The organism is Flavobacterium rivuli WB 3.3-2 = DSM 21788, from assembly GCF_000378485.1.
Lineage (GTDB): Bacteria > Bacteroidota > Bacteroidia > Flavobacteriales > Flavobacteriaceae > Flavobacterium > Flavobacterium rivuli.
The window spans coordinates 360,201-385,099 of record NZ_KB899966.1; the positions used below are offsets into that span (position 1 = coordinate 360,201).

Below are 24,899 nucleotides of genomic sequence, written 5' to 3' on the forward strand. Positions count from 1 at the left end.
AATCGACAACAATTCGGAAAGCCATAGGGATATGATACAAAGTTCCATTTATAATAAAAAAATAACGAAGACTTTTGTCAATAAAAACAGTATACAAATATCAACTGTGACCTGTTAAAGTACCTTGCACCAGTAACGTTAGTTGTAGTGTAATTTACTGACATACTTAACAATCTGAATACAAAGAAAAATGCCTAATTTTGCTTCAGGAGGGAATTATGAAACAACTATTTGACTACATAAACAGTTATTTGCCTAATGGTATCTCAGAAGGTGAATTTGAGATCGTAAAAAATTATTTTACACCAAAACGGTTGCGCAAAAGACAATACTTTTTACAGGAAGGTGACATCTGCAAATATTATGGCTTTATATTAAGCGGCGCAATGCGGCAATATTGCGTTGATGATAAGGGTACGGTATTTATCGTACAGCTATTTATTGAGAACTGGTGGGTGGGCGACCGCGAAAGTTATACAACTGCAACACCTTCAAAATACAATATTGATACCTGGGAGGATACTGAATTATTGCTGATTACAAGAGACGATGTTACAGAGTTGCTAAATCGTAGTCCCGCTTTCGCCAAAGTGGTCAGGATAATGGACGACAGAAATAGTATCGCTAACCAAAAACGGCTCACATCTTCCATAAGCGGTAGAGCTGAACAACGCTATGCCGATTTCGTTTCCTACCATCCCGATTTTTTGGATCGCTTTCCACAACATACTATCGCATCCTACCTGGGTTTTACAAAAGATACGTTAAGCCGCATTAAACGCCAGATTTAAGGAAAATAATAGAAAGAATAGGTGATGTCTATAAAAAAGGCTGATGTTACCTTATCCTGATATCACCAGCACTCATTGCATTAGTCGCAATCTCATAATAATAGGATTTCTTCTTGAATATAAGGGATTTTCGCAGCCAGCCATTAGCGGTGGGCTGATAATGTACCGCAGCAGCGCAAAAAAGGCAATTCCTACCAATGGGTAGGAATGCCTTTTTGCTCTGTAAAGTGGTAAGGCCGCCACGCAACAGCATCGGGAAAAATCCCTGCTACATTTGCGTGACGCGCGCTTTTTTTTTGCGCGGGATTATAACAATCCCGTAACAGATTTTATTTTTTACCTGCGCTTTTTGCGTCCGATTCGCTTATTCGCTCTTCATAAATTGCAATATATCCTGCCCAATTTCTGCGGCGTGCGTTTCCAGGGCAAAATGTCCGGTGTCGTAAAACTTCACGGTTGCATCGGGAATATCCTTTTTATAACTCTCTGCACCAACCGGTAAGAAGAACGGATCTTTATTGCCCCAGACGGCCAGCATTTTCGGCTTCCACTCCCTGAAGTATTGTTGAAACTTAGGGTAAAGCGCCACATTATTCTTATAATCCAGCATCAGGTCCAGTTGGATATCCACATGTCCGGGCTTATCCAGGAAATACTGGTCCAGGGTGTAAGCTTCCGGCTCTATCAGCGAGAGATCGCTTACACCTTCCTCATACTGGAAACGCGTCATTTTAATTGTCACAAAATCCCTGAGCGCATCCCGATTTTCCTGTGAAGGGTTAGCCCAGTATTTGCGTATACCGGCCCAGGCGTTACCTAATCCTTCCTCATAGGCATTGCCGTTCTGCGATATAATACTTGTTATTTTTTCAGGGTTGGCCATAGCCAGGCGAAAACCAGTGGGCGCCCCGTAATCAAATACATATAAGGCAAAACGCTTTAGCCCCAGCGTATCAATGAATGCCTGCATCGCAGAGGCCAGGTTATCAAAGGTATAATTGTACGTCGAAGGGTCTGGTGATTCTGAAAAGCCGAACCCCGGCAGGTCAGGGGCAATGACATGGTATTCTTTGGCCAGAATCGGAATCAGTTTCCTGAACATAAAGGACGAAGTTGGGTAACCGTGCAGTAAGAATAATACAGGGGCATCTTTTGGGCCCGCTTCCCTGTAAAAAATGTTTAGGCTACCAGCCTGCACAGTACAGTGGTGAATTTCATTTTGTTGCATAACATTTTGGTGTTTAAAGGTTGATGTTTGCTTTTGCCCATAGGCACTAATAACACAAAGTGCCATCAGCAGGGTAACTATTTGTAAGTGCTTACTCATTGTAATTATTTTAATAATACAAAGTTACACAGTACCTTTGATTAACAAAAACGATTAATTAAGATTACTTAAATCATATTTAGAGATGAATAGTAACGACCTCAGGATTTATGAAGCGGTAGCTGAACATTCTAATTTTACCAAAGCAGCGGAAGCAATGTTTACTGTGCAGTCCAATGTCACCTCCAGGATTAAAAGCCTTGAAGAGGAGTTTGATGCCGTTTTCTTTAAGAGAACTTCCCGTTCGGTCGAACTTACGGACCAAGGCCGTAAGTTCCTTGCCTATTGCAGGAGCGTAAGGCTGCTGACCGAGGATATTAAAAATGAGGTTAGCCCGGGTGGCACGATAACAGGAAATCTCAGGATCGGGTGCCTTGAAACTACGATGGCCCTGAAGGTGCCGGGGATCATTAACCGATTTACCGATGCCTACCCGGGTATCAGCCTTAATTTTACGGCTGATAATTCACCCAATCTTATCTCCGGGGTGATGGGACAAAAACTTGATGCCGCCTTTGTGGTGGCTCCGGTAATCATACCTGAACTTGACAGCCATCCGGTTAGTGAAGAAAAGCTGGTTATCGTCACCTCCAGGGCCTATACCTTACTCAGGGATTTCCTGGCCAAAGATGTTGTCAAGATTGTTGTATTCGACCAGGGATGCAGTTACCGCGCAAGGCTGGAAGTCTGGCTTAAGGCCAATGGTATCCTTAATTACCAATTCACCATTATCAATACGCTTGAAGGAATGATCAACTTTGTAGAAGCCGGCATAGGGATAACGTTGCTGCCGCAGGAGGTGATCTCGAAATTGTATTACAACCGCAGTATAAGCACCTATCCTGTTAAGGGCGACCTGGGGACACTGAATACGGTTATCGTTTCACGCAATGATATGCCTAAGTCCTTTGCCATGCAGGCCTTCCTGGAAATGTTCTGATACTTTTAGCGTGGTATTGGCCCTTGAACGGATACCCGCCTAACCGCTACAATTTAAACGCATCGCTGGCAGCAAACTGCTGCCATAGAAATTTATCTGCGGCAGCAAACCTTTCTGACCGGATTGGAAAACCGCTATCCATAATACAGTTTTATAGTTCCTAACACTACTGCTGCATTAACGAAACGCGTCGTTTAGGCCTTAAGCACGTCCTTTATATCGTCCGCTTTTTTGAAGACAGATGCCGCAAACGGGCATAATGGGATGATCTTTATGTTTTTTTCCCGTGCCATTTCCACGATGGCGTAAAGCAGCTGTTTGCCCACGCCCTTACCATTAAAATCAGGTTCAACCTCAGTGTGGTCTATGATGATTAGCTCTGCTCCTGCTATCGAATAGCTCATCATCCCTGCACGTTTCTCATTCTCGCGCGCCATGGCAAACCCCTTGCCTCCATTTTCTTTTATTATTATTTCCATTGTAGTTGTAGTTATTGGTAGTATTTTAATTCCATGTAACGTGCTAATATTCAACTAAAATATAAACCGAATTTCAATTTGCCCGAAGCTTATAATGTAATCTGGGCGCTTACAAACCCATATAATATATTTTCTCCGGGGCTTACCTCTTCCAGGTAATTGCCGCAGTCAAACCAGCTCATCCCAGCCAGTAGCGTTACATACCTGTTTGGCTGGCAGATAAAGGTACCTGATAGCTGGCTGCCAATATAACGGGATGCCGCATCTCCCGGCGCAAAAGTTGGAACCATAACCGGCCTGTAAATCCCGTCGCCCCTGCTGTAGCGCCACAGGAATGCATAGTCACATACAAATGTTATTTTTCTGGAAAAATGCACCGTGACACTGGGATGGATATCCATAAGGTTGCTTGGGCCCAATGGTACTGCCAGCCCAAAATAGGCACCGGGTGCAAAAAGGGGATTAAAGGTTTGATGAGACTTGTCAAATCGGTTTTTGTCGCCGCTTATCAGGTCGGCCTTAAGACCAATCTCGGGGCTGAATTTTATTTCCGGGAAGCGGTACAAAGTGGACAGGGCAACACTCCAGGCATTTATTGTCCTCTCACCTATGCTGCCAAACTGGTAGGCGCCTTCCACGTCATAGCCCCAACGCTGCCAGTTCTGAAAAACACGGGCAAGTAAGCTATGCCTTGTTTCTTTCCCACTACCATCATTAAAGACTGCCCTGTCGTTGTAAAAACCCAGATAATAAAGATTCAGGTTTAGCTTTCTCCCTGGCAGCCTGATATCCGAGAATGCGCCCCACAGCCGCAGATTGGGAGAGGACGTGTCATCAAAAATACCGGTCCTGTCGACAACAGCATGCAGATAAAAGGCATCCGCTGCAATGTTGTCTTTCTTATACATAGCTTTTACTCCGTCAAAGGAACGCCTGACATTAGGCCCATCCCGAAGCGAAACGACCCGGCCCGACCCGTAGGTGACTTCCTGCCGTCCTGCCCTCAGGGTTATGAGGGCATCGGAGAAGGTATAATCAATAAAAAACTGGTGCGGCTCTAATGGGTTCTCCTGCACCGGTACCAGTATCTCCGTGCTATTGGCCTGGCCACCCTGCAATTCCGCAAAAACACGCAGGTTTCCCGAGAGATGTAGGTCCGAGTGGAACAGCCACCTGTTCAGCGTATAACCGTCCTTATCCTGCGTCGCATTACTCCAGTTCTCATTGTGTATGATCAGGTACTGCGTCCTGAAATCACCGCCAAAGCTTATGTAGCCATTACTGCCCATTTTCGTATACTTTACTTTATCATAGAGGTCCCTTACGGTATCCTTTTCAAGAACAGTATAATCTTCATCGTAACGGAGTGGCCGGAAAGCAGGATACTCCTGACCGTTTATAAACTGGCAGGCGCATAGCGCTACCATCAGGAAGCCGCACCCTACCGGATTTCTTGTAGCCGGCAAAAGCCGGCAGGCCTTACCGCTAAAGTACGCCTGCAGCAATGCAATTTTCAATATAGTGTTCATCAGGAGGTTTTAAAGAAGATATGGTTTTTAGTACTGTGCCGCTATTAACAGCATCGCTTTATAGCAAAAATTACAGCGCTGTTACTGCATTTTCTTTACAAGAGGCATAACTTTTGTACCTATCAGTTCTATAGACTGCAGCAATTGCTGGTGCGTTAGCCCTGCATTGTCCATCTGGAAAGTAAACCTGTCAATACCACCCAGGGCTTTACTGTGCCTGGTAAGTTTTTCGGCTACCGTTTCCGGCCCGCCAACAACAAGTACGCCCCTTGGCGCGATCAATGCATCGAATTGACCGCGGGTTACCGGCGGCCAGCCGCGCTCATTGCCCAGTTTTGTCCATAATTCTTTGTATCCCGGATAATAGTCCGCGATAGCCTTTTCATCGGTTTCAGCTACGTAACCCGGGGAATGCAGCCCAACCTTAAGTTGCTCCGGCGCGTAGCCTGCCTCACGGCCTGCCTCCCGATATAGATCTATTAATGGACGGAAACGCTCTGTTTCCCCGCCAATGACAGCCACCATTAACGGAAGCCCAAGTGAACCTGCACGTACAAACGAGGCCGGCGTACCGCCTGCACCCAGCCATACCGGTAGCTTTTCCTGCAGCGCCCTGGGATAAACGGGCTGGTTGTCCAGTGCGGGCCTGAACTGTCCCGACCAGGTAACGTATTCGTTATCACGGATATTCAGCAGCAGTTCCAGCTTTTCCTTAAACAGGGCATCATAGTCTTTAAGGTTGAAGCCAAAAAGCGGGTAGGCATCTATAGCGGAGCCACGGCCCACGACAATTTCAGCACGCCCCCTGGAAATCAGGTCCAGGGTTGCAAAACTTTGATACACCCTTACCGGATCATCGGTGCTTAGTACCTTTACCGCGCTGCCCAAAAGGATGCGCCTGGTGCGTGCCGCTGCGGCGGCAAGGATAACATCCGGCGCCGAGTCCAGAAATTCTTTTTTATGGTGCTCACCGATGCCGAACACATCAAGGCCCACCTCATCGGCCCTAACAATACGCTCGAGCAGCTGTTCCATCGCATCAACGCTGCTCAGGCTATTTTCACCATACATGGCCGAGGCAAAACTGTCTATTCCTATTTCCATCATTTTTTGTTTTTAGGTTGTGTGTCATTATGAAAGCGCTCCCGGTGGTGGCCCTCCGGCCGGCCTGTACTTATCTTCGGGTAAAGCTATAAATTCATGGTTGTCATTAGGCGGCAGGATAATACGCCCCTGCTTCCAGTCTTCTTTTGCCTGCTCGATACGTTCTTTACGGCTCGAGACGAAGTTCCACCAGATATGGCGCTCGCCAAGGTGCTCCCCTCCCAGCATCATTAATGTTGCAGCTTCTCGTGCAATTATCAGGGGGTCGACGCCTTTTGTAAAAACCAACAGGTTGCCGGCGGTATAGGCCACGCCATTTACTTCAAGGCTACCCTTTACGATATAAACTCCTCTTTCGCTGTGTCCTGCAGGTATCCCGAAATGGGCACCCTGCTGCAGGACTACATGCACATAGAATAAAGGTGAAGTCGTCTTTACGCTACTAGTTAGCCCATAGGCATCACCGGCGATGAGGCGCATCCAGATACCTTTATCAGTAAATACCGGCAATTGTTCGGCGGCATAGTTCATAAAAGACGGGGCGCCCTCTTCATCCTTTTCCGGCAAGGCTACCCAGGTCTGAATCATTTCGAGCTGCCCGCCTGCACGAACTGCGGGATCCTCAAAGCGTTCGCTATGGGCTATGCCCCTTCCTGCGGTCATCCAGTTTACCTCTCCTGGTTTTATAACCTGCTCTACGCCAAGGCTGTCCCTATGGGTAACATTGCCGCTAAAGAGATAGCTTACCGTAGACAGCCCGATATGGGGATGCGGAAGCACATCTAAGTTGGAGCCGAGTTGTTTTGGAATATCCACAGGCCCGCCATGATCCATAAAGATAAAGGGGCCTATCATCCTCCTTAGCTGGTAAGGAAGTATCCGCTTAACCAAAAAGCCAGGGGTTATCTCGGCCTGTCGTGTAGGTATAACTAAATCAAGCATACTGGTAACTAATTATAATGTTATAATATATTCTACAAAACTTATGATAAGTACTATATTTTGTGTTGGAATTGTAATTCTTATTTTTAACTACTCCGTGTTTGGTTTTTAGTACCTGCCATGCGAAATCACTGTACTTTAAGGGCAAACTAAAGCCGGCCTGCCCTACCTGTCTAAACCAACGATTAAATGGTATAAGGGCATTTGGGTGTGCCGGTGCGCATCCACTATTTACAATTTTACGATTTATAACCTGCGCACGCTGCAATGACTGCTTGTTAACTATCATCTTTAGATAAGCATTTACCAAATCAAAACTACGGTAAGCAAAGATTTCAAACGATGATAATTAACAACAAAAACTGTAGATAAAAATCAACAGTTTAAGTATCTATTGTATTTAAGGGGTACTAAAAACAACAGTAAGGTAAGCCTCCCTGCCCGAAAAAAATGCGCGGGTTAGCATATATAGCCAGGTGTACTGTAAAGATGGATCTATTTTTCGCCATAGTAGCCTCCAAAGTATTTTATCGGCGACCAGCTTGGGATGGCTTCAGGCAGTTGAGGTGCCAGATTCGCATAATTATCAATCCCATAAACCACCCTTCCTCCAACTACAGTTAACACGGCTGTAATATTTTTTATCTCATCCTCTGGTACCGCGAAGTAATCTGCGGTAAGCAAAGTAAAGTCTGCCAGGTTACCCGGTGCTATCCTTCCCTTGTCCTGCTCCTGACTTTCGAACCATGCGGCACCGGTGGTATATAATCGCAGTGCTTCCTCACGGGTAAGGCGGTTATCTTCCGCTAATATTACCGAACCGGAAACCGACTTGCCGGTTACCATCCAGCTAAGTCCAAGCCATGGGTTAGCAGGCGAAACACGAAATCCGTCTGAGGTCATTGATAATGGCACGCCACTATCGACCAAGGCACGTAACCTTGGGGTATATAACGCTTTCTCCCTACCGTGCGTTTTAGCGAATGCATCTCCGTGGAAAGCCATCTTGGTATCCAGGGCGATACCACCTTTAAGTTTTTTTACCCTTTCAATGTTTTCGGGCGAGATGGTTTCGGCATGCTCAACACTCCAGCGCATGCCATCAAGAGGTGTGGTTAGGTTTACTTGTTCGAGGGCATCCAAAAAAGTTGTCATATTTTCGTTATAGGTAACGTGCATCCTAAAAGGAATCCTTTTCTGGATCAGCTTACGAAGGTCTTCCTGCGCATACTTCATCATCACTTCTTTTGGGATAATGACCGCCGGCTCATCGAAATTTTCGTGGTCATGGAGCTCGGCCCTAAGAAGTTCACCGGTTCCTTCGTATTCGTAACCGTGCTCCATTGTTGGGTGCAGGTTCTGTCCCGGGCTTATTGGTGCGGCCTTGGTGACACGATTAATTTCGTTGTCTACCCAATTGCTGTTAGGGTTCATGTCTAAGCCAAGGTCGACAAAAGGGAAACGTACATTTAGCCTATGTTCCTCAATTAGGGTTCGTAAAGGTGCATGCCCTTCCGGGTAGCCGATTATACTGGCACATTCGATTACTGAAGTTATTCCGAACCTATTGAGGTAGTTGATGACGTATTCCAGCGAGCTCACTTCTTCTTCAGGCGTAGGCCCCGGGGTAAGGCCCTCCAGGGCGATAAATGCAAACGTGTTGCCCGTAATCACCCCGGTGTAATGTCCTTTTTTGTCTTTGTGGATGTTGGTTCCTTCGGGCATCTGAAACTTAGCAGTTCCCACGCCAAGCACTTTCATGGCCTGTTTGTTTAGGAATCCCCAATTGTATGCGTAATGGATTAACAGCGGCCTGTTTGGGACTGCCTTACTTAGCTCTTCGGGGGTAGGCATCCTGTTTTCGGCAAACTGGTAAGGAGACCATCCGCCGGTTACCCTCACCCATTGCCCTTCAGGCGTCCTCGCTGCCTGTTCTTTCAGCATTTCGAGTGCACGCTTAAGGGTTGGTACGCCGTCCCACCGTACCTTGTGAGTAAAATTCCTTTCGTTCAGGGGATGGATATGTGAATCCTCTATCCCGGGGATAAGCCTCCTGCCCTGGGCATCGATAACTCTGGTCTTCGAATCTTTCATAGCGAGAATTTCAATATCATTCCCTACCGCATAAATCCTGCCGCCCTTTACTGCCAACGCAGTAGCTTCCGGCTGGGCAGCCGCCTGCGTTGTAATAATAGCATGGAATACGATCATGTCGGCGCCCGCAGGCGAACTGCCCGACTGGGCGTGTACTCCTATGGAGAACAGAGCTAATCCAAGTAATGTAATTCTTTTTTTCATAAAGGTTTGCTTAAAAGTTTAATAATCTGTGCTGCTATTGTGCAGTAATGCCGGTGCAACAGCATGTAAAATTGCAACCTATACAGCCTATCAAACGATGATATTTAATACAAAAAACCGTTGATAATAATCAACGGTTTTTTAGTAATGAGATGTCAAAAGCCGAAAAGAAACTATCGTATGGACTGGTTCCTGACCCTGCTCAATGTTTCTTTAGTTATACCCAGATACGAAGCGATCTGGTGTTGTGGAAAGCGGTTGATGAATTGCGGATAACTGGCAGCAAAGTCCTCATAACGCTTCTCGGCAGTGCAGCCAATGGAGAGGCTTAGCCTTTTCTGGTTTGCAATGGCATGCCGGTCATCCATAATGCGGAACATCTCTGCAATACTCGGGATCCTGGTGGCCAGTTCCAAAAAATCCTTCCTGGTTATTGTGAGCAAATCGGTGTCTTCCCAGGCCTCAATGCTGTATTTTGACGGTGTAAGTAATGTAAAGCTCTCGCGCTCATCCGCCCAGTAATCCTCCACAAAAAGGTTTACGGTCTGCTCCCCTCCCTTCGCGTCGAAACAACACTGGCGCATGGCACCTTTAACGATAAAGCCGGTGTAACGGTTCACATCGCCTTCCTGTAAAAAAAATTGCTTTTTCCTAAGTCTTTTAGGTGTAAAAGCATTTTTTATAAGATCCTGCTCCAGGGGCGTAAGCTGCGAATTCGTATAGCGTGTTATATAGTTAAAAAGGTTTTGGTACATAATTGATAATTTGCGTAGGTAAATTTAAGACAATTTTTATTAGTTGTCCTACTGGTCCTTTTTTGAAAATAATTCTTACTTCACCCGTAAAAACCATATACGGACTTACTTGTTACTTATAGTATTACAATGCCGCCGGCGCATCGGGAGAATTGTATCGGTAAGTACCCCAAAAAGGGACAATCATCACTTGATACACTGTCATAAATGCCCGGACATGATGAGAATTGCATACAATGTAAGCAAAATAGTTTCGCATGCGACGTTTTATTACTTTTAAAAAAGTTGATATATATCGACGTTTCAAGGTTATATACAAACGCACTATTAATTTCAATAGCGTCAATATCATCGATACCATATTGTTTGCTCATAAAAGCGACCAATAAATCTTAAGCACGGCCATATTTTTGCAAAGAGGCGGGTGCCTTTTCGCCGGCAGTAACTTTCCTTTCAAAAAAAGGTTGCATGTTTTTGCATTACTTCTGTAATACTGATCGATTTTGATTTAAGTTATATTTACCCTGAAATTCATTTTTCAACAGGGAAAGCGATACTTCAGAGTCGATTTTATGTAACTCATTAAATTTCTTTTCAATGTTCATTTGGAAGATATCCAGTGCTTGCTTAATTACTTTTTCTTGTTCAAGTTTAAGAACGCTTCGTAGATTTTTGGTAAAAATCCATCTCTATTTTGTGATGGATTTCCCAGTTGCCATTGTAATAGAATTTTGCTTGAACGAAATTTTTGCAAAAATTGGGGGATTGATACATGTGTTTTTTGACACCTGTAAGAAATGAAAAAAGCCTCTAAGTACTGAGTATTTAAAGGCTTTTTGATCTTTAAAGTTTCTTATGAAACTCCATTTGGCGGAGGAAGAGACTCCGCAGCCTTTATAATAATCCCAGTAAAATAAGGGGTTTTCAGCATTTTCTAAGAACAGGGTAACTTATAGGGTAACTATAAATCAAACAAAAAAACCTTCAAATACCGGAGTATTCAAAGGTTTCTGTTCTTTAGAAGTTTAGTCGTAAACTTCAGGTGGCGGAGAAAGAGGGATTCGAACCCCCGGACCTGTTACAGTCAACAGTTTTCAAGACTGCCGCAATCGACCACTCTGCCATTTCTCCAATAAAACGCACTCGTTACCTGATTGCGAGTGCAAATATATAATTTTATTTTTATATTCTATTAGATTTTTAAAGGTATTTTACCGTGAATTAATCTAAAAAAAAACTGTAAAAAATTTATTGCATAATGATTTTATTACAGGTGTTTAAGCTTGACATTTAAGGCCAAACGATGCTTTATTTACATGCAGCTATTAACATACTCATTAGCACTACAATAAGGATAAGCAATACATAATGTATTAATAAAGTAAATTATATTTATACAAAAACCCTCTGCGATTACAGAGGGTTTAATATTATATAAAATTTAAGTAGTAATTAAAAGCTAACATATTCGGCTATTTCAAGCCCATAACCTATCATACCTACCCTTTTAGATTGTTCAGAATTGCTTAGCAATCGTATTTTATTAACATCTATGTCATGTAATATTTGTGCACCAATACCAAAATCTTTCACATCCATTTTTAATGGCGGTGCTTTGTGCGTACCATTTGCCTGAAGATTTTTGAGCTCTGTAATCCTTCCAAGTAATTCGGCAGGTTGCACTTCCTGATTGATAAATAATACTGCACCTTTGCCTTCGTCGTTTATGCGCTTAAACATACTATCAAGCTTTGTATCAGGATTATTTGTTAGCGTGCCTAAAATATCGTTGTTTATCTGGGTAGAATTTATTCTGGTAAGAATAGTATCTCCTGCATTCCAACTGCCTTTTGTAAGTGCCACATGAATTTGCCTGTTAGTTGTTTGCTCGTAGGCTCTTAACCTAAAAGTACCAAAACGTGTTTCTATATCAAAATCTTCCTTTTTAACAATAAGGCTATCGTGCTGCATCCTGTATGCTACAAGATTTTCTATAGAAATTATTTTAAGGTCAAATTTCTCTGCAACTTTGTGTAGTTCAGGCAGGCGTGCCATAGAACCATCTTCGTTAAGTATCTCTACAAGTATACCTGCAGGCTTAAAGCCGGCAAGACGCGCAAGATCTATAGATGCCTCGGTATGCCCGGTACGGCGTAATACGCCACCCTGCTTAGCCCTTAACGGAAATATATGCCCGGGACGGCCTAAATCATAAGGTTTAGTTTCGTCATCTACCAGTGCTTTTATCGTTTTAGCCCTGTCATGAACAGATATACCTGTAGTACACCCATGGCCTAAAAGGTCTATAGATACTGTAAACTGCGTTTCGTGCAGCACCGTATTGTTAGCCACCATAAGGTTAAGATCAAGCTCTTTACAACGCTCTTCTGTAAGCGGGGCGCAAATAAGGCCACGCCCGTGGGTTGCCATAAAGTTTATCATTTCGGGAGTTACTTTCTCTGCAGCGGCAATAAAGTCGCCCTCGTTTTCACGGTCTTCGTCATCCACAACAATTATCACTTTACCTAAGCGAATATCTTCTATGGCTTCCTCTATCGTGTTGAGTTTTATTTTTTCTTCAGCAGGAACTATCATGCTTGTTTGGGTTTGGGTTTAAAAATTTTAGAAAAGGCCTTTTGTATAGGCGTTATAAAGTTATCAAAACTTATCAGGCCTATATCATTAGTGGCACGATAGGTTAATAATACGGCAAGCGGGCTTAACACGAACGTAGACATCCATGAACCTAAAAATGGCGGGATACCATTTTCCTGGGCCAGCTTTCTGCCAAAGGTATTTATAAAGTGAAAAATAATAAATATAAGCACGGCAAATACTATAGGCAGCCCTAAACCTCCTTTACGTATTATAGCTCCAAGCGGCGCACCTATAAAGAACATAAGGATACAGGCAAATGCTATTACATATTTGTCATATAGTGCCAGCCAGTGGTTGTTTATATTTTTTATTTTCTCAATTAATTCATTTTTTCCGGACATTACTACATATTGTGTACTGCCCAAATTGTTATTTGCCACTTCCAGCACACGCATCCTGTCAGCTTTAGCTACGAGCGCAAGCAGGTCTTTAGGTGCATCATCTTTCTTTTTTATAATTGCTGCCTTAGCTAATTTTAAACTGTCTTTTGCCAAATCAATTGAATCCTGAATAAATAAAACTCTTGGAGTTCCGGCAATGACAGCATTAGAACGCTGCGCAATATTTGCAGTAATACTCTTTGCATCTTTATTATAATTACCTTCAAGAGAATCAAGAGTATATTTAAGCTCAGATACATTTAGCATGTTGTTGGTATGCGCTACCTGCTCATCATCTTCATCGTTAGTATTAAGCGATGTAAGGTCTATATTCATTATCTGCTTAGAAAAGCTGCTTTTAGCAAAAGGTACTTTTTGGCGGTCAGCAGGTTTAGCAGATGTTATTTCTTCATAATAATAACCATCAAACAATTCAAGCTGTAACAAGTTACTTTTTTCGTTACTGGTTAGCAAACCCGTTTTAGACCGGATGATGGTAACGTTTGCAGCTCCGGGTTTTCGTTTATGGATTGTAACACCCGATAATTTTTCGCCATTTTCACCCGATTTTTTTTCAACTTTAATATTAAATGTACCTACTGCATTAAACTGCCCTTCTATTATAGCCATGGCCGGTTTACGCTGAATGATGTTTTTACGCAGGTTAAGAAATTTGTATTCGGCCTGAGGTATTACATCATTAGCAAAAAAGAATGCAACAATGCTTAACCCAAATATAAATATGATTAAGCTGCGCATTGCCCTGTTTAACGAAATACCGGATGATTTCATAGCGGCAAACTCATAATTTTCGGCAAAATTACCAAAGGTCATAATAGAAGCCAGCAGTATAGATAAAGGCAGTACGAGGGGTACTATTTTAGGCGAATAAAACAGTAAAAATTTTGCTACCACCCAGGCATCAAGATCTTTACCGGCAAGCTCTGATATAAATAGCCAAATGCCCTGTAAAATAAAGATAAAAAACAAGATAACAAATACAGAAACAAACGTCTGTATAAAGGATGTAAGAATGTAGCGGTCTAAAATTTTCACCCGTAAATTAGTCTAATTTGTTAATATAGTAATTAGGATATTTACTTTCGGTAAAGGTAAAATGATTTTTTGACAAAGGTTGGTTTGTTTTAAAAGAATTTATAGTAAAAGTGGTTTTAGTACCATCTTTAGCTGTTTGAATAAGTGTATAAATATGCTTTGTTTGAGAATCTATACCAATAAGCACATCCTTAACATCGTCTTTTACATCTATGGGTGTTAGCTTAATATATTGTATTTTCCTGCCTTTTACATTCTGCACAATATCTATAGCATACTTGTATCCTGTATTAAAAAATGAGAACATCTTAGAAGGTGTAAGCCCATCATCTTTTTTATCATCATAGGTAGAAATAGTTATTTCTTCATCTTCGGGTACAATGTTGTATACTTTTTTGCCATCAAAAATACGGGTAACCCCCATAAAGTTAAGCACGTATTTATTACCCTGTTGTGCTACGTTACCTTTACTCTCCTGGTTAAGGTTTTTTTTAGGGTTAGACATACTGTACTTAAAATCAATAACAACATTATTATAGCTTTTAATTTTAACGCTAACCTCGTCGAGCATTTTTTTTGCTTTTTGAGAATCCTGTGCATGCACAGATAAACCAATTGTTAAAATAAAGAGTGATAAAATCCTGATAATCTTTTGCATTTTAAAAGCTGTTTTCCTCATTCTTAAAAAATTGCTCAAGAGAACTAAGGTCATTTATAAGTACGCTGCGGGCTTTACTACCTTCAAACGGACCTACAATACCAGCGGCTTCCAGCTGATCTATTAGCCTGCCTGCACGGTTGTACCCCAATTTTAGCTTGCGCTGAAGCAATGATGCCGAACCCTGCTGGGCTGTAACAATCACTTCTGCAGCTTCTCTGAACATTGAATCTCTTTCGCTAATGTCTATATCAAGATTAGTGCCACTTTCCTCCCCAAAATATTCCGGCAGCAGGTAAGCTTCAGGATATGCTTTTTGAGAGCCTATAAATTCGGTTATCCTTTCTACCTCGGGTGTATCAATAAAGGCACACTGTACACGCACAAGATCATTACCTTGTGTATACAATAAATCTCCACGCCCTATAAGCTGATCGGCGCCCTGGCTGTCAAGTATAGTCCTTGAATCTATTTTAGATGTTACCCTGAAAGCTATCCTTGCCGGGAAGTTAGCCTTAATAATACCGGTAATAACATTAACTGATGGTCTTTGGGTAGCAATAATAAGGTGAATACCAATAGCCCGGGCTAACTGTGCCAGCCTCGCAATTGGAGTTTCAACCTCCTTGCCTGCTGTCATAATAAGGTCGGCAAACTCATCCACCACCAGCACTATATAAGGTAAAAACCTGTGTCCGTTTTCGGGGTTCAGTTTACGGTGGCGAAACTTCTCGTTGTATTCTTTAATATTACGTACAGATGCATCTTTAAGCAAATTGTAACGGTTATCCATCTCTATACACAAGGAATTTAGTGTATTTACCACCTTTGCATTATCGGTAATAATAGCATCACCACTATCCGGTAATTTTGCTAAATAATGTCTTTCAATTTTATTGAACAGTGTGAGCTCTACCTTTTTAGGATCTACCAATACAAATTTTACTTCAGCTGGGTGTTTCTTATAAAGTAGTGAAGTAAGTACTGCATTTAACCCTACCGATTTACCCTGCCCTGTAGCTCCTGCCATTAGTAAGTGGGGCATCTTGGCAAGATCTACCACAAAGGTTTCGTTGCTGATGGTTTTGCCCAATGCAATAGGCAGCTCCATCTCTGCAGTCTGGAATTTAGGGGCGCCAATAACGCTCTTCATAGAAACCATAGTAGGGTTTTTATTGGGTACCTCTATACCAATAGTTCCTTTACCTGGTATGGGCGCAATAATACGAATACCTAATGCTGCCAGCGAAAGTGCAATATCATCTTCAAGGCTTTTTATCTTAGAGATACGTATACCGGCCTCCGGTATAATTTCATACAAGGTAACTGTGGGCCCTACAGTAGCTTTTATCTGCGCGATGTCTATTTTATAATTGCGTAGTGTTTCTACGATCTTGTTTTTATTTTCTTCTAATTCTTCCTGGTTTATGGTAATACCGCCCGATGCATAATCACGCAAGAGGTCTAAAGGAGGGTACTGGTAATTAGAAAGTTCCAGCGTATGGTCAAATTCTCCAAAGTCTTTTACAAGCCTCGATGCAAGATTTTCTTCAATTACATCTTCATCAGAGATTTTTTCAATTACAAAATTCTCGTCTTCAGTTTCAATAATTTCATGAACCTGAGGAGCTTCTGCAATTATAGGCTTTGGCTTTGGTGCGGTATCAAGGTTTATTTGAGACGAATGTGATATAGTAGGCTTCATAGCCTCTTTATTTATCTCGAACTGGGACGGTGCAACAGCAAGGGGTACCGGCGCAGGAGGAACCGGCTTAGTTACCATTTTAAGTTCAATATTTGCAAGTTCCTCGTCATACTCTTCAGAGTCAGCATCCATATCTTCATAATTGGGGTGCAACTCCTGTTCAGCAACAGGCATAGCAGGCGGCCCGGCAACTCTTATTCCGTCATGCACAGGCTCTGCCACAGTTTCTCCCTCCTCTTCCGTTTCTTCTTCAGGGCTCTTTTCAAACAAAGCTTTAATTACATCCGGAGAAATTTTTACACGAAGAAAAAGGAATATGGCAAGGCCAAATATAAGTACTAAAAGAGTTCCTGTTTTGCCTATAAAATCCTGCATAAAAAGATTAATCTCAAACCCAATAACACCTCCAAGTTCTGGTATGTAAGCATTAGAGAAGCCGCAAAGTACAGATATTATTATAGCAAGGTAAAGATCCCAAAAAAGTGTTTTTTTAAGTTTGCTTACAGGCAGGTCTAACACTAAATACGACCCCATTAAAAAAAAGAATCGTATTAATATGAACGATGCTATACCAAACCCCCTGTATAAAAATAAGTCAGCAAGCCAGGCACCAAATTTGCCGAGCCAGTTTTGAACCGATTGTGTACGGTCTGTAAAAGAGGTTAGCACACTCTGGTCGTACTCCCAGTATAAAAAATAAGATACAAACGACAACAGCAATGCTACCGAAAATAAAAAAAACAAGATGCCCACAAGTACTTTGTTCCTGCGGGATAACTTCCACGGTCTTTTTTCGGTTACCGGTTTTTTTGCAGCCGGGGCTTCTTTTTTAGCTTTTGCCATGCAGTATATATTCCTTTTTTTGTAAAAATATTAAATTAAAATAACGCAGCCACCTTTGGGTAGTAAATAATACACCCTACTGCAATAGCCGATAGTGCCGCAAAAAACACAGCACCCGAAGCTATATCTTTTATAAAACCTATTTTAGGATTAAAATCAGGGTGAATAAAGTCGCATATTTTTTCTATGGCTGTGTTAGCGCCCTCAATAGCAAGTACAAGCCCTACAGCAAATATTTGCAGCATCCACTCTGTAGCAGATATATTAAAATAAAAACCGGCAATAGTAACGGCTACTCCTAAGCCAAACTGCACCATGATGCTGTGCTCAGATGTTACAAGTTTCCACGCGCCTTTTATAGAATATTCTACGCTTTTAAGCCTGCCTTTTACAAACCTGTTGTCTTTCATTTAGTAAAACTACAGGGCCGCAAGGGCATTATCATAATCAGGCTCATCTTTAATATCTGCAACCTGCTCTGTGTAAACAACATTACCTTCTTCGTTTACTACAATAACCACACGCGACAGTAAACCTGCAAGAGGGCTATCTGTAAGCGTTAAACCGTAAGCAGCACCAAAACTACCATCTTTAAAATCAGAAAGGGAGATTACATTCTCTAAACCTTCGGCACCACAAAAACGATTTTGAGCAAAAGGAAGGTCGCGCGATATGCAAAGTACTTTAGTATTGGCAAGGGTACTTGCCTTCTCGTTAAATTTGCGAACAGATGCAGCACATACGCCTGTATCTACACTCGGAAATATATTAAGAACCAGATTAGTACCTTTAAAATCTGAAAGTGAAACTGTAGAAAGATCGCCTTTTACAAGTGTAAATTCCGGAGCTTTTGTGCCTTTTGCAGGTAACTCTCCCGATGTGTGAACCGGGTTACCCCCAAGTTTTATATCAGCCATTATTTTGTGTTTTATTTTATACCGCAAAAGTAACAAAATATATGGTATGCCGCGGGGCATAGTGCAATTTTATAAGGGTGTATGTAAGAGCATGTTTACCTGCAATTTTAAAAAAGATGCACCCTTTTAAAGTTTAATCTATTACAGGAGCACTTACAACATCATTTGCATTTGTATCTTTTGGCTTAACAAGGCGGTCTACCCTCCAGATAAAAAATATAGACAGCATAACCACCACACCAATAACATAACCAAGAATATTATAATTTTCCAGCGGGCTTGTTTTAGTTTCCTGATGCACTATATAACCGGCACACACAGCTGCTATACCACCCGCAATTTGCTGCAGGGACGATGTTATGGCCATATAAGCGCCACGGTCTTTCATATCAGGTATTCCGGTATTTAGCGTAGTGGCGGGTATCATCCTGCTCATAATGCCCATGAACATTATCATATTGATAACTATTATTTCCCACAACGGCGTTGGGCCAAGGTTAGTGTAAAAAATAATCATTACCATAGAGATAACAGAACCTGCGGCGAACAGCCTGAATTTACTTACCCTGTCGCTAAGCTTGCCTACAAGTGGCATAATAAACAACACCGATAATCCTGTAAAGAAATAAACAGTAGGCAACTGAAGCTGGGCTATATGTATGTTATTGATAAGGAACGCACTGCCAAAAGGTTGTAGCATGAACCCACCAACAGATAAAAATGCAATTGCGGCAAAACCTACCTGGTATTTCTTGTTACTTAGCGTATGCCATAAATGCAGGAACGGGTTTTTATCATTTTGAAGTTTTAAATGTTCATTAACAGCCTGCATATTAGTTATTATAGCAATAAGTATAACAACTCCTACCCCCGCTATCATAAGGAATGCCGAATGCCAGCCCCATTTGTTTGCAAAATACAATCCTAAAGGGATACCTAATATCTGGCTGGTAGCAAATGCCATTTGTATAAAGCCCATAACACGGCCACGCTGGTGTATAACAAACAAATCTGTTACAATAGCCAGGGATACCGATCCTATTACACCACCAAAAAGGCCTGTAAATATACGTGCGCCAAGAAGCATCCAGTAGTTTGTTGCAAACGCACAAAATATGGTGCCAATAATAAAACCGGTATAGAAAAAGATAAGCAGTTTTTTACGGTCAAATTTATCGGCAAAACCTGCGGCAAGCAGCCCTGATGTTCCTGCGCTAAAGGCATAGGCAGAAACGGCAAAACCAAAGTTTGCCGTGGTCATGTTAAGTGTTTTCATAAGTATATCGCCCAGGGGAGACATAATTATAAAATCGAGTATAACAGTAAACTGTAGTAATGCAAGTATTGCAATTACAAATTTTTGATGCGAAGTAAATGGGGGGATTTCTATTTTAGGCTGTTCCATTTTTTTGACTGTGGATGGTAGTGATTAATAATGATTGAACTAATTAAGCTCCTGGCATTCATGGCCAAGGCTATTAATGATACTGATAATTTCTAAAGCAGACAAGGTGGCAGACTCAATGCGCAATACACGATCTACATCATCGGTATCAATATTCCATTGCTGTACACCTTCATGCCTGTTAAGTAATTTGTAAACTTCGCAATTTGGGCACAGTTCGGCTATATCAGTCTTAAATATAAAAAGTTGGCTATTTGTATCCATAGCTTAAAATTTATGGCGTTAACGATTTTATTACAGCATCAAAAGCTTCTTTTACAATTTCATTGGTAAGCTTAAAAGGAATGCCTCCCATGCTCTTGCCTTCACGATGAAAATTCAGCAATATATAGAGCGGGCCATAAGCTACACTCCAAAAAACTTCCAGCGAGAGCGGTATCAGTTCTTTATTGTTTCTCGCATTAATAACAAACTGTTTCATGCTTTCCTTAAAGTCCTGCATGTGTGTAGATTCAGCAAAAATACTTTCGGCATGGGGCGAGTGTTTTATAACCTCAAAGCAGGCTACCTCCATCGGAAATTCCATTGCAAAAGCCGACCGGTTTCTCCATTGTACCCACAACCCTTCTGCAAAAGGCATTTCAGGCGAAAAATCCTTCATCGTATTGACAAAAAAATTGTGGCCTATTTCTGCGCCAAGTTTTTTTATGAGGTCATCCTTGTCTTTGTAATAAATATAAAGCGTAGCAACAGATATATTGCAGGCTTTAGCCAGCTTGTTCATGCTAAATCCCTGAAAGCCATCCTGCACAATTTGTTTAATCGCTTTAGATTTCACCAGTTGTTCTTTATCTGCATCCCTTATGCGCATTATTAAATTTTTATGCAAAGTTATAATTATAAATGAATGTTCGCTTATTTATGGTAATATTTATTTTGCAGATATATTTTCTTGTGAAATATTGTTAAATACAACCCGCTATTTAACAATGATTTAATTATGTTGCTGCCTAAATTTTCTTACTTTTATAAAACACAATAATCATATAAATTTATGAATTTCACCGATATACAACAGCTTTTAGGTAACGAAGCTGAAAGCCTCCTTGGCTTTAATTCTCCCAAAGTTTCTAAAGACCTTTTACACTTCCCCTCACCCACTTTTGTAGATGATATTTTTGGTCAGAGCAACCGCAACCCACAGGTTTTAAAAAGTTTAGCTTCATTATATAACCACGGCAGGCTGGGTGGTACAGGTTACCTTTCTATATTACCTGTAGATCAGGATATAGAACATACTGCAGGAAGCTCTTTTGCTCCTAACCCGCTTTATTTTGATCCTGAAAACATTATCAAACTCGCTATAGAAGGTGGTTGCAATGGTGTAGCATCAAGTTTTGGCAACCTGGCAATAATGTCGAGGAAATATGCACACAAAATACCGTTTATAGTTAAGATAAACCATAACGAGCTTCTTACCTACCCTACCAAGTACGACCAAATAATGTTTGGCAGTGTAGATGACGCCTGGAACCTGGGCGCTACTGCCGTGGGTGCAACCATATATTTTGGATCTGAAAACTCCGACCGACAGATCATCGAGGTATCTAAAGCTTTTGAGCGCGCTCATCAGTTGGGTATGGCATGCATATTATGGTGCTACACCCGCAATAACGATTTTACTAAAGATGGTGTTAACTATGAGGTTGCGGCAGATATTACCGGGCAGGCAAACCGTTTAGGCGTTACTATTCAGGCAGATATCATAAAACAAAAACTTCCGCAAAATAACGGTGGTTTCAATACTATAAAATTCTCTAAAACCGACCCCAAAGTATATAGCGAGTTGTCGTCTGACCACCCTATAGACCTAACGCGTTATCAATTGCTTAACTGCTATGCAGGTCGCGCAGGTCTTATTAATAGCGGAGGAGAATCTAAGGGAGCTAGCGATGTTGCCGAATCTATAAAAACCGCGGTTATTAATAAACGCGCCGGAGGTACAGGGCTTATCATGGGCAGGAAAGCATTTCAGCGCCCGTTTGATGAAGGAGCACAATTAATAAGAGATGTGCAGGACGTGTATCTTTCTAAAGATGTTACAATTGCATAATCATATATACAGCATTAAAAAGTATTATCCATTATGCCTGCTTAATGCGGGCATAATTTTTAACGCTATATTGTATGTAAATTTTTACATATAATACACATTTTCAGCTTTTATTCACTAATTTTAAAGTTATACACAAAAAAATTAATGGCACGTATTTCACACACATGCATGCCACAGTTTAAAACAAATAACTACTTACAACTATGCAGAACGACATTTATCAAATTAAAAAACTACTCAATACAAAAACGGGCTCTTATACGTATTACAGCCTGCCTGAACTTGAAAAACAAGGGCACGAAATTGGCAAAATGCCTTTCTCTATTCGTATTCTATTAGAAAACGTATTAAGAAATTATGACGACTTTGCCATTACAAAAGAAAACGTAGAAACACTGCTCAACTGGAAACCGGAAGCATCTGATAAAGATATTCCCTTTAAGCCTGCCCGTGTATTAATGCAGGATTTTACCGGCGTGCCTGCCGTGGTAGACATAGCATCACTTAGGGCAGAGATTGCCCGTAAGGGTAAAAACCCAGACGAAATTAATCCGCTTATACCTGTAGACCTTGTTATAGATCACTCCGTTCAGGTAGATTATTTTGGTACCGAATATTCGTATGGCCGTAATATGGACGAAGAATACACCCGAAACAAAGAGCGTTACCAGTTTTTAAAGTGGGCACAAAAATCGTTCAGTAACTTTAGTGTGGTACCTCCCGGAATGGGCATTTGCCATCAGGTAAACCTTGAATATTTATCTAAAGGGGTTATACAGCGCAATGGCGAGGTGTTCCCGGATACTTTAGTGGGAACAGACAGCCACACGCCTATGGTTAACGGTATTGGTGTTATTGCCTGGGGCGTGGGCGGTATTGAGGCTGAGGCTGCAATTTTAGGCCAGCCAATTTATTTTATCATGCCTGAGGTTATTGGCCTGCGCTTAACCGGAGAGCTGCCTTTAGGCTCTACCGCTACAGATATGGTGCTTACCATTGCCGAACTGCTGAGGAAATATGGCGTTGTGGGTAAATTTGTAGAGGTTTTTGGCGATGGATTGGACCATCTTTCGGTACCGGACAGGGCAACGATAGGTAACATGTCGCCCGAATTTGGCTGTACGGTAACCTACTTCCCTATTGATGATAAAACGCTGGAATATATGCGTTTAAGCAACCGTAGCGAAGAGCAGGTACAACTGGTTGAAGATTACTGTAAAGCCAACCTGTTGTGGCGCACCGGCAATGAAGAAATTACCTATACCGATATTCTTGAATTAGACCTTGGTACAGTAGAACCTACAGTGGCAGGGCCAAAAAGGCCGCAGGATAAAATATTGCTAAAAGATTTTAAACCTAAATTTATAGATGTACTTCACCAGTCGTTTGGGCGTAAATATCTTAAGCCACAAGAACAGTTAACCCGCTGGTATGCCGAAGGCGGCAGCGCGTTGCCTATTGTTGTAACCGAACCTGAAATAAAACAGGATATTAAAATTGAAGAAAAGATAGAGGACGGTATGAAAATGGTTGCAGTTACCATGGGCCAGGAACAGTTTATGCTGTCAGACGGTGCCGTGGTGGTAGCTGCTATTACATCATGTACCAACACGTCTAACCCTTATGTTATGATAGGTGCCGGGCTTGTTGCCAAGAAAGCACGCCAGTTAGGAATTAATGTTAAGCCATGGGTAAAAACATCCTTAGCGCCAGGCTCTAAAGTAGTGACCGATTACCTTATCAAAGCCGATTTACTGGACGACCTCGAAGCACTTAAATTTCACGTAGTGGGTTACGGCTGTACTTCCTGTATAGGCAATTCCGGCCCGCTGCCTGCACACATTGCAAAGGCTATAGACGATCATGACCTTGTTATGGCATCAGTACTATCAGGTAATCGAAATTTTGAAGCAAGGATACACCCGCAAATAAAAATGAACTTTTTAATGTCGCCCATGCTTGTTGTTGCGTATGCCCTTGCCGGCCGGGTAGATGTAGACCTTGTTAATGAACCTATAAGCTACGACCCTAACCAGCAGCCGGTTTTCCTTAAAGATATCTGGCCAAGTAACGACGAAATTAATGCCGTTATGAGCGAAGTGCTTTCGCCAACACAGTTTGCCACAAGCTACGGGACAATTTTTGATGGTAACGAAACATGGCAAAACCTTGAGATACCTGATGAGAAAATTTATGTTTGGGATGATAACTCTACCTACATTAAAGAATCGCCGTTCTTTAATAACCTGCCCGATGAACCGGGAGAATTACAGGATATTAAAGATGCCAATGTGCTGCTTTCTCTTGGCGACAGCATAACGACCGACCACATATCTCCTGCAGGGGCTTATAACGAAACATCTGCAGCAGGTAAATACCTTATAAGCCGCGGTGTGGAAAAAGCCGATTTTAACTCATACGGTTCACGCCGTGGACACGACGAAGTTATGATAAGGGGAACTTTTGCCAATGTGCGCATTAAAAATAAACTGGCAAGCCGCGAAGGTGGGTACACTAAATTTTTGCCTACCGGCGAAGACATGAGTGTTTATGATGCATCTGTTAAATACAAAGAGGCACACATACCACTTATGGTACTTGCAGGTAAAGAATACGGTAGCGGGTCATCGCGAGACTGGGCTGCAAAAGGTACTTTCCTCTTAGGAGTTAAGGCAGTACTCGCCGAAAGTTATGAGCGTATACACAGGAGCAACCTTGTGGGTATGGGTGTGTTGCCATTGCAGTACAAAACCGGAGACAATGCCGAAAGCCTTGGCCTTACCGGCGAAGAAACCTTTAGCATTACCGGGATTGCCAACGATATTAAACCATTAAAAGTAGTTGAAGTTACTGCTGTAAAAAAAGATGGCCAGGCTATTGTGTTTAGCGCTATTGCAAGACTGGACTCTAAAATTGAAATAGAATACTACAGGAATGGTGGTATTTTACAATATGTATTAAGGCAGTTCTTAAAAGCATAATGATATAAAGTAATT

Annotated in this window: 20 protein-coding genes and 1 tRNA gene; 4 read left to right on the forward strand and 17 right to left on the reverse strand. The window is 41.9% G+C overall.

Features of this window, described 5'->3' with window-relative positions; all coding sequences use genetic code 11:
- The first annotated feature begins 218 nt into the window (after positions 1-218).
- The gene (locus F565_RS0101755) at positions 219-791 is read left to right on the forward strand and encodes a Crp/Fnr family transcriptional regulator (RefSeq protein WP_020211466.1); all 573 of its coding nucleotides are present in this window, start codon (positions 219-221) and stop codon (positions 789-791) included.
- A gap of 364 nt (positions 792-1,155) precedes the next feature.
- Here the strand turns inward: F565_RS0101755 and F565_RS0101765 are convergent, their stop codons facing one another.
- Positions 1,156-2,118: an alpha/beta fold hydrolase gene (locus F565_RS0101765; protein ID WP_020211468.1), complete on the reverse strand. Its 963-nt coding sequence runs from the start codon at positions 2,116-2,118 to the stop codon at positions 1,156-1,158.
- An 85-nt stretch (positions 2,119-2,203) separates the two neighbouring features.
- On the opposite strand from F565_RS0101765, the gene F565_RS0101770 reads away from it, so the two are divergent.
- Complete coding sequence (locus F565_RS0101770; RefSeq protein ID WP_020211469.1) at positions 2,204-3,058, forward strand: LysR family transcriptional regulator; 855 nt, start codon at positions 2,204-2,206, stop codon at positions 3,056-3,058.
- 194 nt (positions 3,059-3,252) lie between these two features.
- On the opposite strand, the gene F565_RS0101780 is transcribed toward F565_RS0101770, so the two are convergent.
- The 16 genes from F565_RS0101780 to F565_RS0101865 form a co-directional block, all read right to left on the reverse strand.
- Positions 3,253-3,537: a GNAT family N-acetyltransferase gene (locus tag F565_RS0101780; protein ID WP_020211471.1), complete on the reverse strand. Its 285-nt coding sequence runs from the start codon at positions 3,535-3,537 to the stop codon at positions 3,253-3,255.
- Between the two features lie 89 nt (positions 3,538-3,626).
- The gene (locus F565_RS0101785; protein ID WP_020211472.1) at positions 3,627-5,066 is read right to left on the reverse strand and encodes an alginate export family protein; all 1,440 of its coding nucleotides are present in this window, start codon (positions 5,064-5,066) and stop codon (positions 3,627-3,629) included.
- 81 nt (positions 5,067-5,147) lie between these two features.
- Positions 5,148-6,170 carry an LLM class flavin-dependent oxidoreductase gene (locus tag F565_RS0101790; protein ID WP_020211473.1) on the reverse strand — a complete coding sequence of 341 codons (1,023 nt, stop codon included), beginning with the start codon at positions 6,168-6,170 and terminating at the stop codon, positions 5,148-5,150.
- Between the two features lie 27 nt (positions 6,171-6,197).
- Complete coding sequence (locus F565_RS0101795; protein WP_020211474.1) at positions 6,198-7,112, reverse strand: pirin family protein; 915 nt, start codon at positions 7,110-7,112, stop codon at positions 6,198-6,200.
- Positions 7,113-7,607: 495 nt separating this feature from the next.
- Complete coding sequence (locus F565_RS0101805; RefSeq protein WP_197062221.1) at positions 7,608-9,323, reverse strand: amidohydrolase; 1,716 nt, start codon at positions 9,321-9,323, stop codon at positions 7,608-7,610.
- 260 nt (positions 9,324-9,583) lie between these two features.
- The gene (locus tag F565_RS0101810; protein ID WP_020211477.1) at positions 9,584-10,165 is read right to left on the reverse strand and encodes a Crp/Fnr family transcriptional regulator; all 582 of its coding nucleotides are present in this window, start codon (positions 10,163-10,165) and stop codon (positions 9,584-9,586) included.
- A gap of 1,043 nt (positions 10,166-11,208) precedes the next feature.
- Positions 11,209-11,296, reverse strand: a tRNA-Ser gene (locus tag F565_RS0101815).
- A gap of 321 nt (positions 11,297-11,617) precedes the next feature.
- Positions 11,618-12,760: a 3,4-dihydroxy-2-butanone-4-phosphate synthase gene (gene ribB / locus F565_RS0101820; protein WP_020211478.1), complete on the reverse strand. Its 1,143-nt coding sequence runs from the start codon at positions 12,758-12,760 to the stop codon at positions 11,618-11,620.
- Positions 12,757-14,259 carry an LptF/LptG family permease gene (locus tag F565_RS0101825; protein WP_020211479.1) on the reverse strand — a complete coding sequence of 501 codons (1,503 nt, stop codon included), beginning with the start codon at positions 14,257-14,259 and terminating at the stop codon, positions 12,757-12,759. The genes ribB and F565_RS0101825 overlap by 4 nt, the downstream gene beginning before the upstream one ends.
- A gap of 7 nt (positions 14,260-14,266) precedes the next feature.
- On the reverse strand, positions 14,267-14,917 hold the full coding sequence (lolA1, locus tag F565_RS0101830; protein WP_051087076.1) for an outer membrane lipoprotein periplasmic chaperone LolA1: 651 nt from the start codon (positions 14,915-14,917) through the stop codon (positions 14,267-14,269).
- Between the two features lies 1 nt (position 14,918).
- Positions 14,919-17,465 carry a DNA translocase FtsK gene (locus F565_RS0101835; protein WP_020211481.1) on the reverse strand — a complete coding sequence of 849 codons (2,547 nt, stop codon included), beginning with the start codon at positions 17,463-17,465 and terminating at the stop codon, positions 14,919-14,921.
- 35 nt (positions 17,466-17,500) lie between these two features.
- A complete protein-coding gene (locus tag F565_RS0101840) occupies positions 17,501-17,875 on the reverse strand; it encodes a diacylglycerol kinase (protein WP_020211482.1) in 375 nt (124 codons plus the stop codon).
- 9 nt (positions 17,876-17,884) lie between these two features.
- Positions 17,885-18,382 (reverse strand): thiol peroxidase, encoded by a 498-nt coding sequence (gene tpx / locus F565_RS0101845; protein ID WP_020211483.1) that lies wholly within the window; start codon positions 18,380-18,382, stop codon positions 17,885-17,887.
- A 133-nt stretch (positions 18,383-18,515) separates the two neighbouring features.
- Entirely contained in the window at positions 18,516-19,787 is a 1,272-nt protein-coding gene (locus F565_RS0101855) for an MFS transporter (protein WP_020211485.1), read from the reverse strand.
- A gap of 39 nt (positions 19,788-19,826) precedes the next feature.
- A complete protein-coding gene (locus F565_RS0101860; RefSeq protein WP_020211486.1) occupies positions 19,827-20,051 on the reverse strand; it encodes a hypothetical protein in 225 nt (74 codons plus the stop codon).
- A gap of 10 nt (positions 20,052-20,061) precedes the next feature.
- Positions 20,062-20,658, reverse strand: a complete 597-nt coding sequence (locus F565_RS0101865; RefSeq protein WP_020211487.1) for a TetR/AcrR family transcriptional regulator — start codon at positions 20,656-20,658, stop codon at positions 20,062-20,064.
- A 183-nt stretch (positions 20,659-20,841) separates the two neighbouring features.
- Here F565_RS0101865 and F565_RS0101870 point away from each other — a divergent pair, with 183 nt between their 5' ends.
- Both F565_RS0101870 and acnA read left to right on the forward strand, forming a co-directional pair.
- Entirely contained in the window at positions 20,842-21,900 is a 1,059-nt protein-coding gene (locus F565_RS0101870; protein WP_020211488.1) for a class I fructose-bisphosphate aldolase, read from the forward strand.
- Between the two features lie 206 nt (positions 21,901-22,106).
- The gene (gene acnA, locus F565_RS0101875) at positions 22,107-24,884 is read left to right on the forward strand and encodes an aconitate hydratase AcnA (RefSeq protein WP_020211489.1); all 2,778 of its coding nucleotides are present in this window, start codon (positions 22,107-22,109) and stop codon (positions 24,882-24,884) included.
- Positions 24,885-24,899 lie beyond the last annotated feature (15 nt).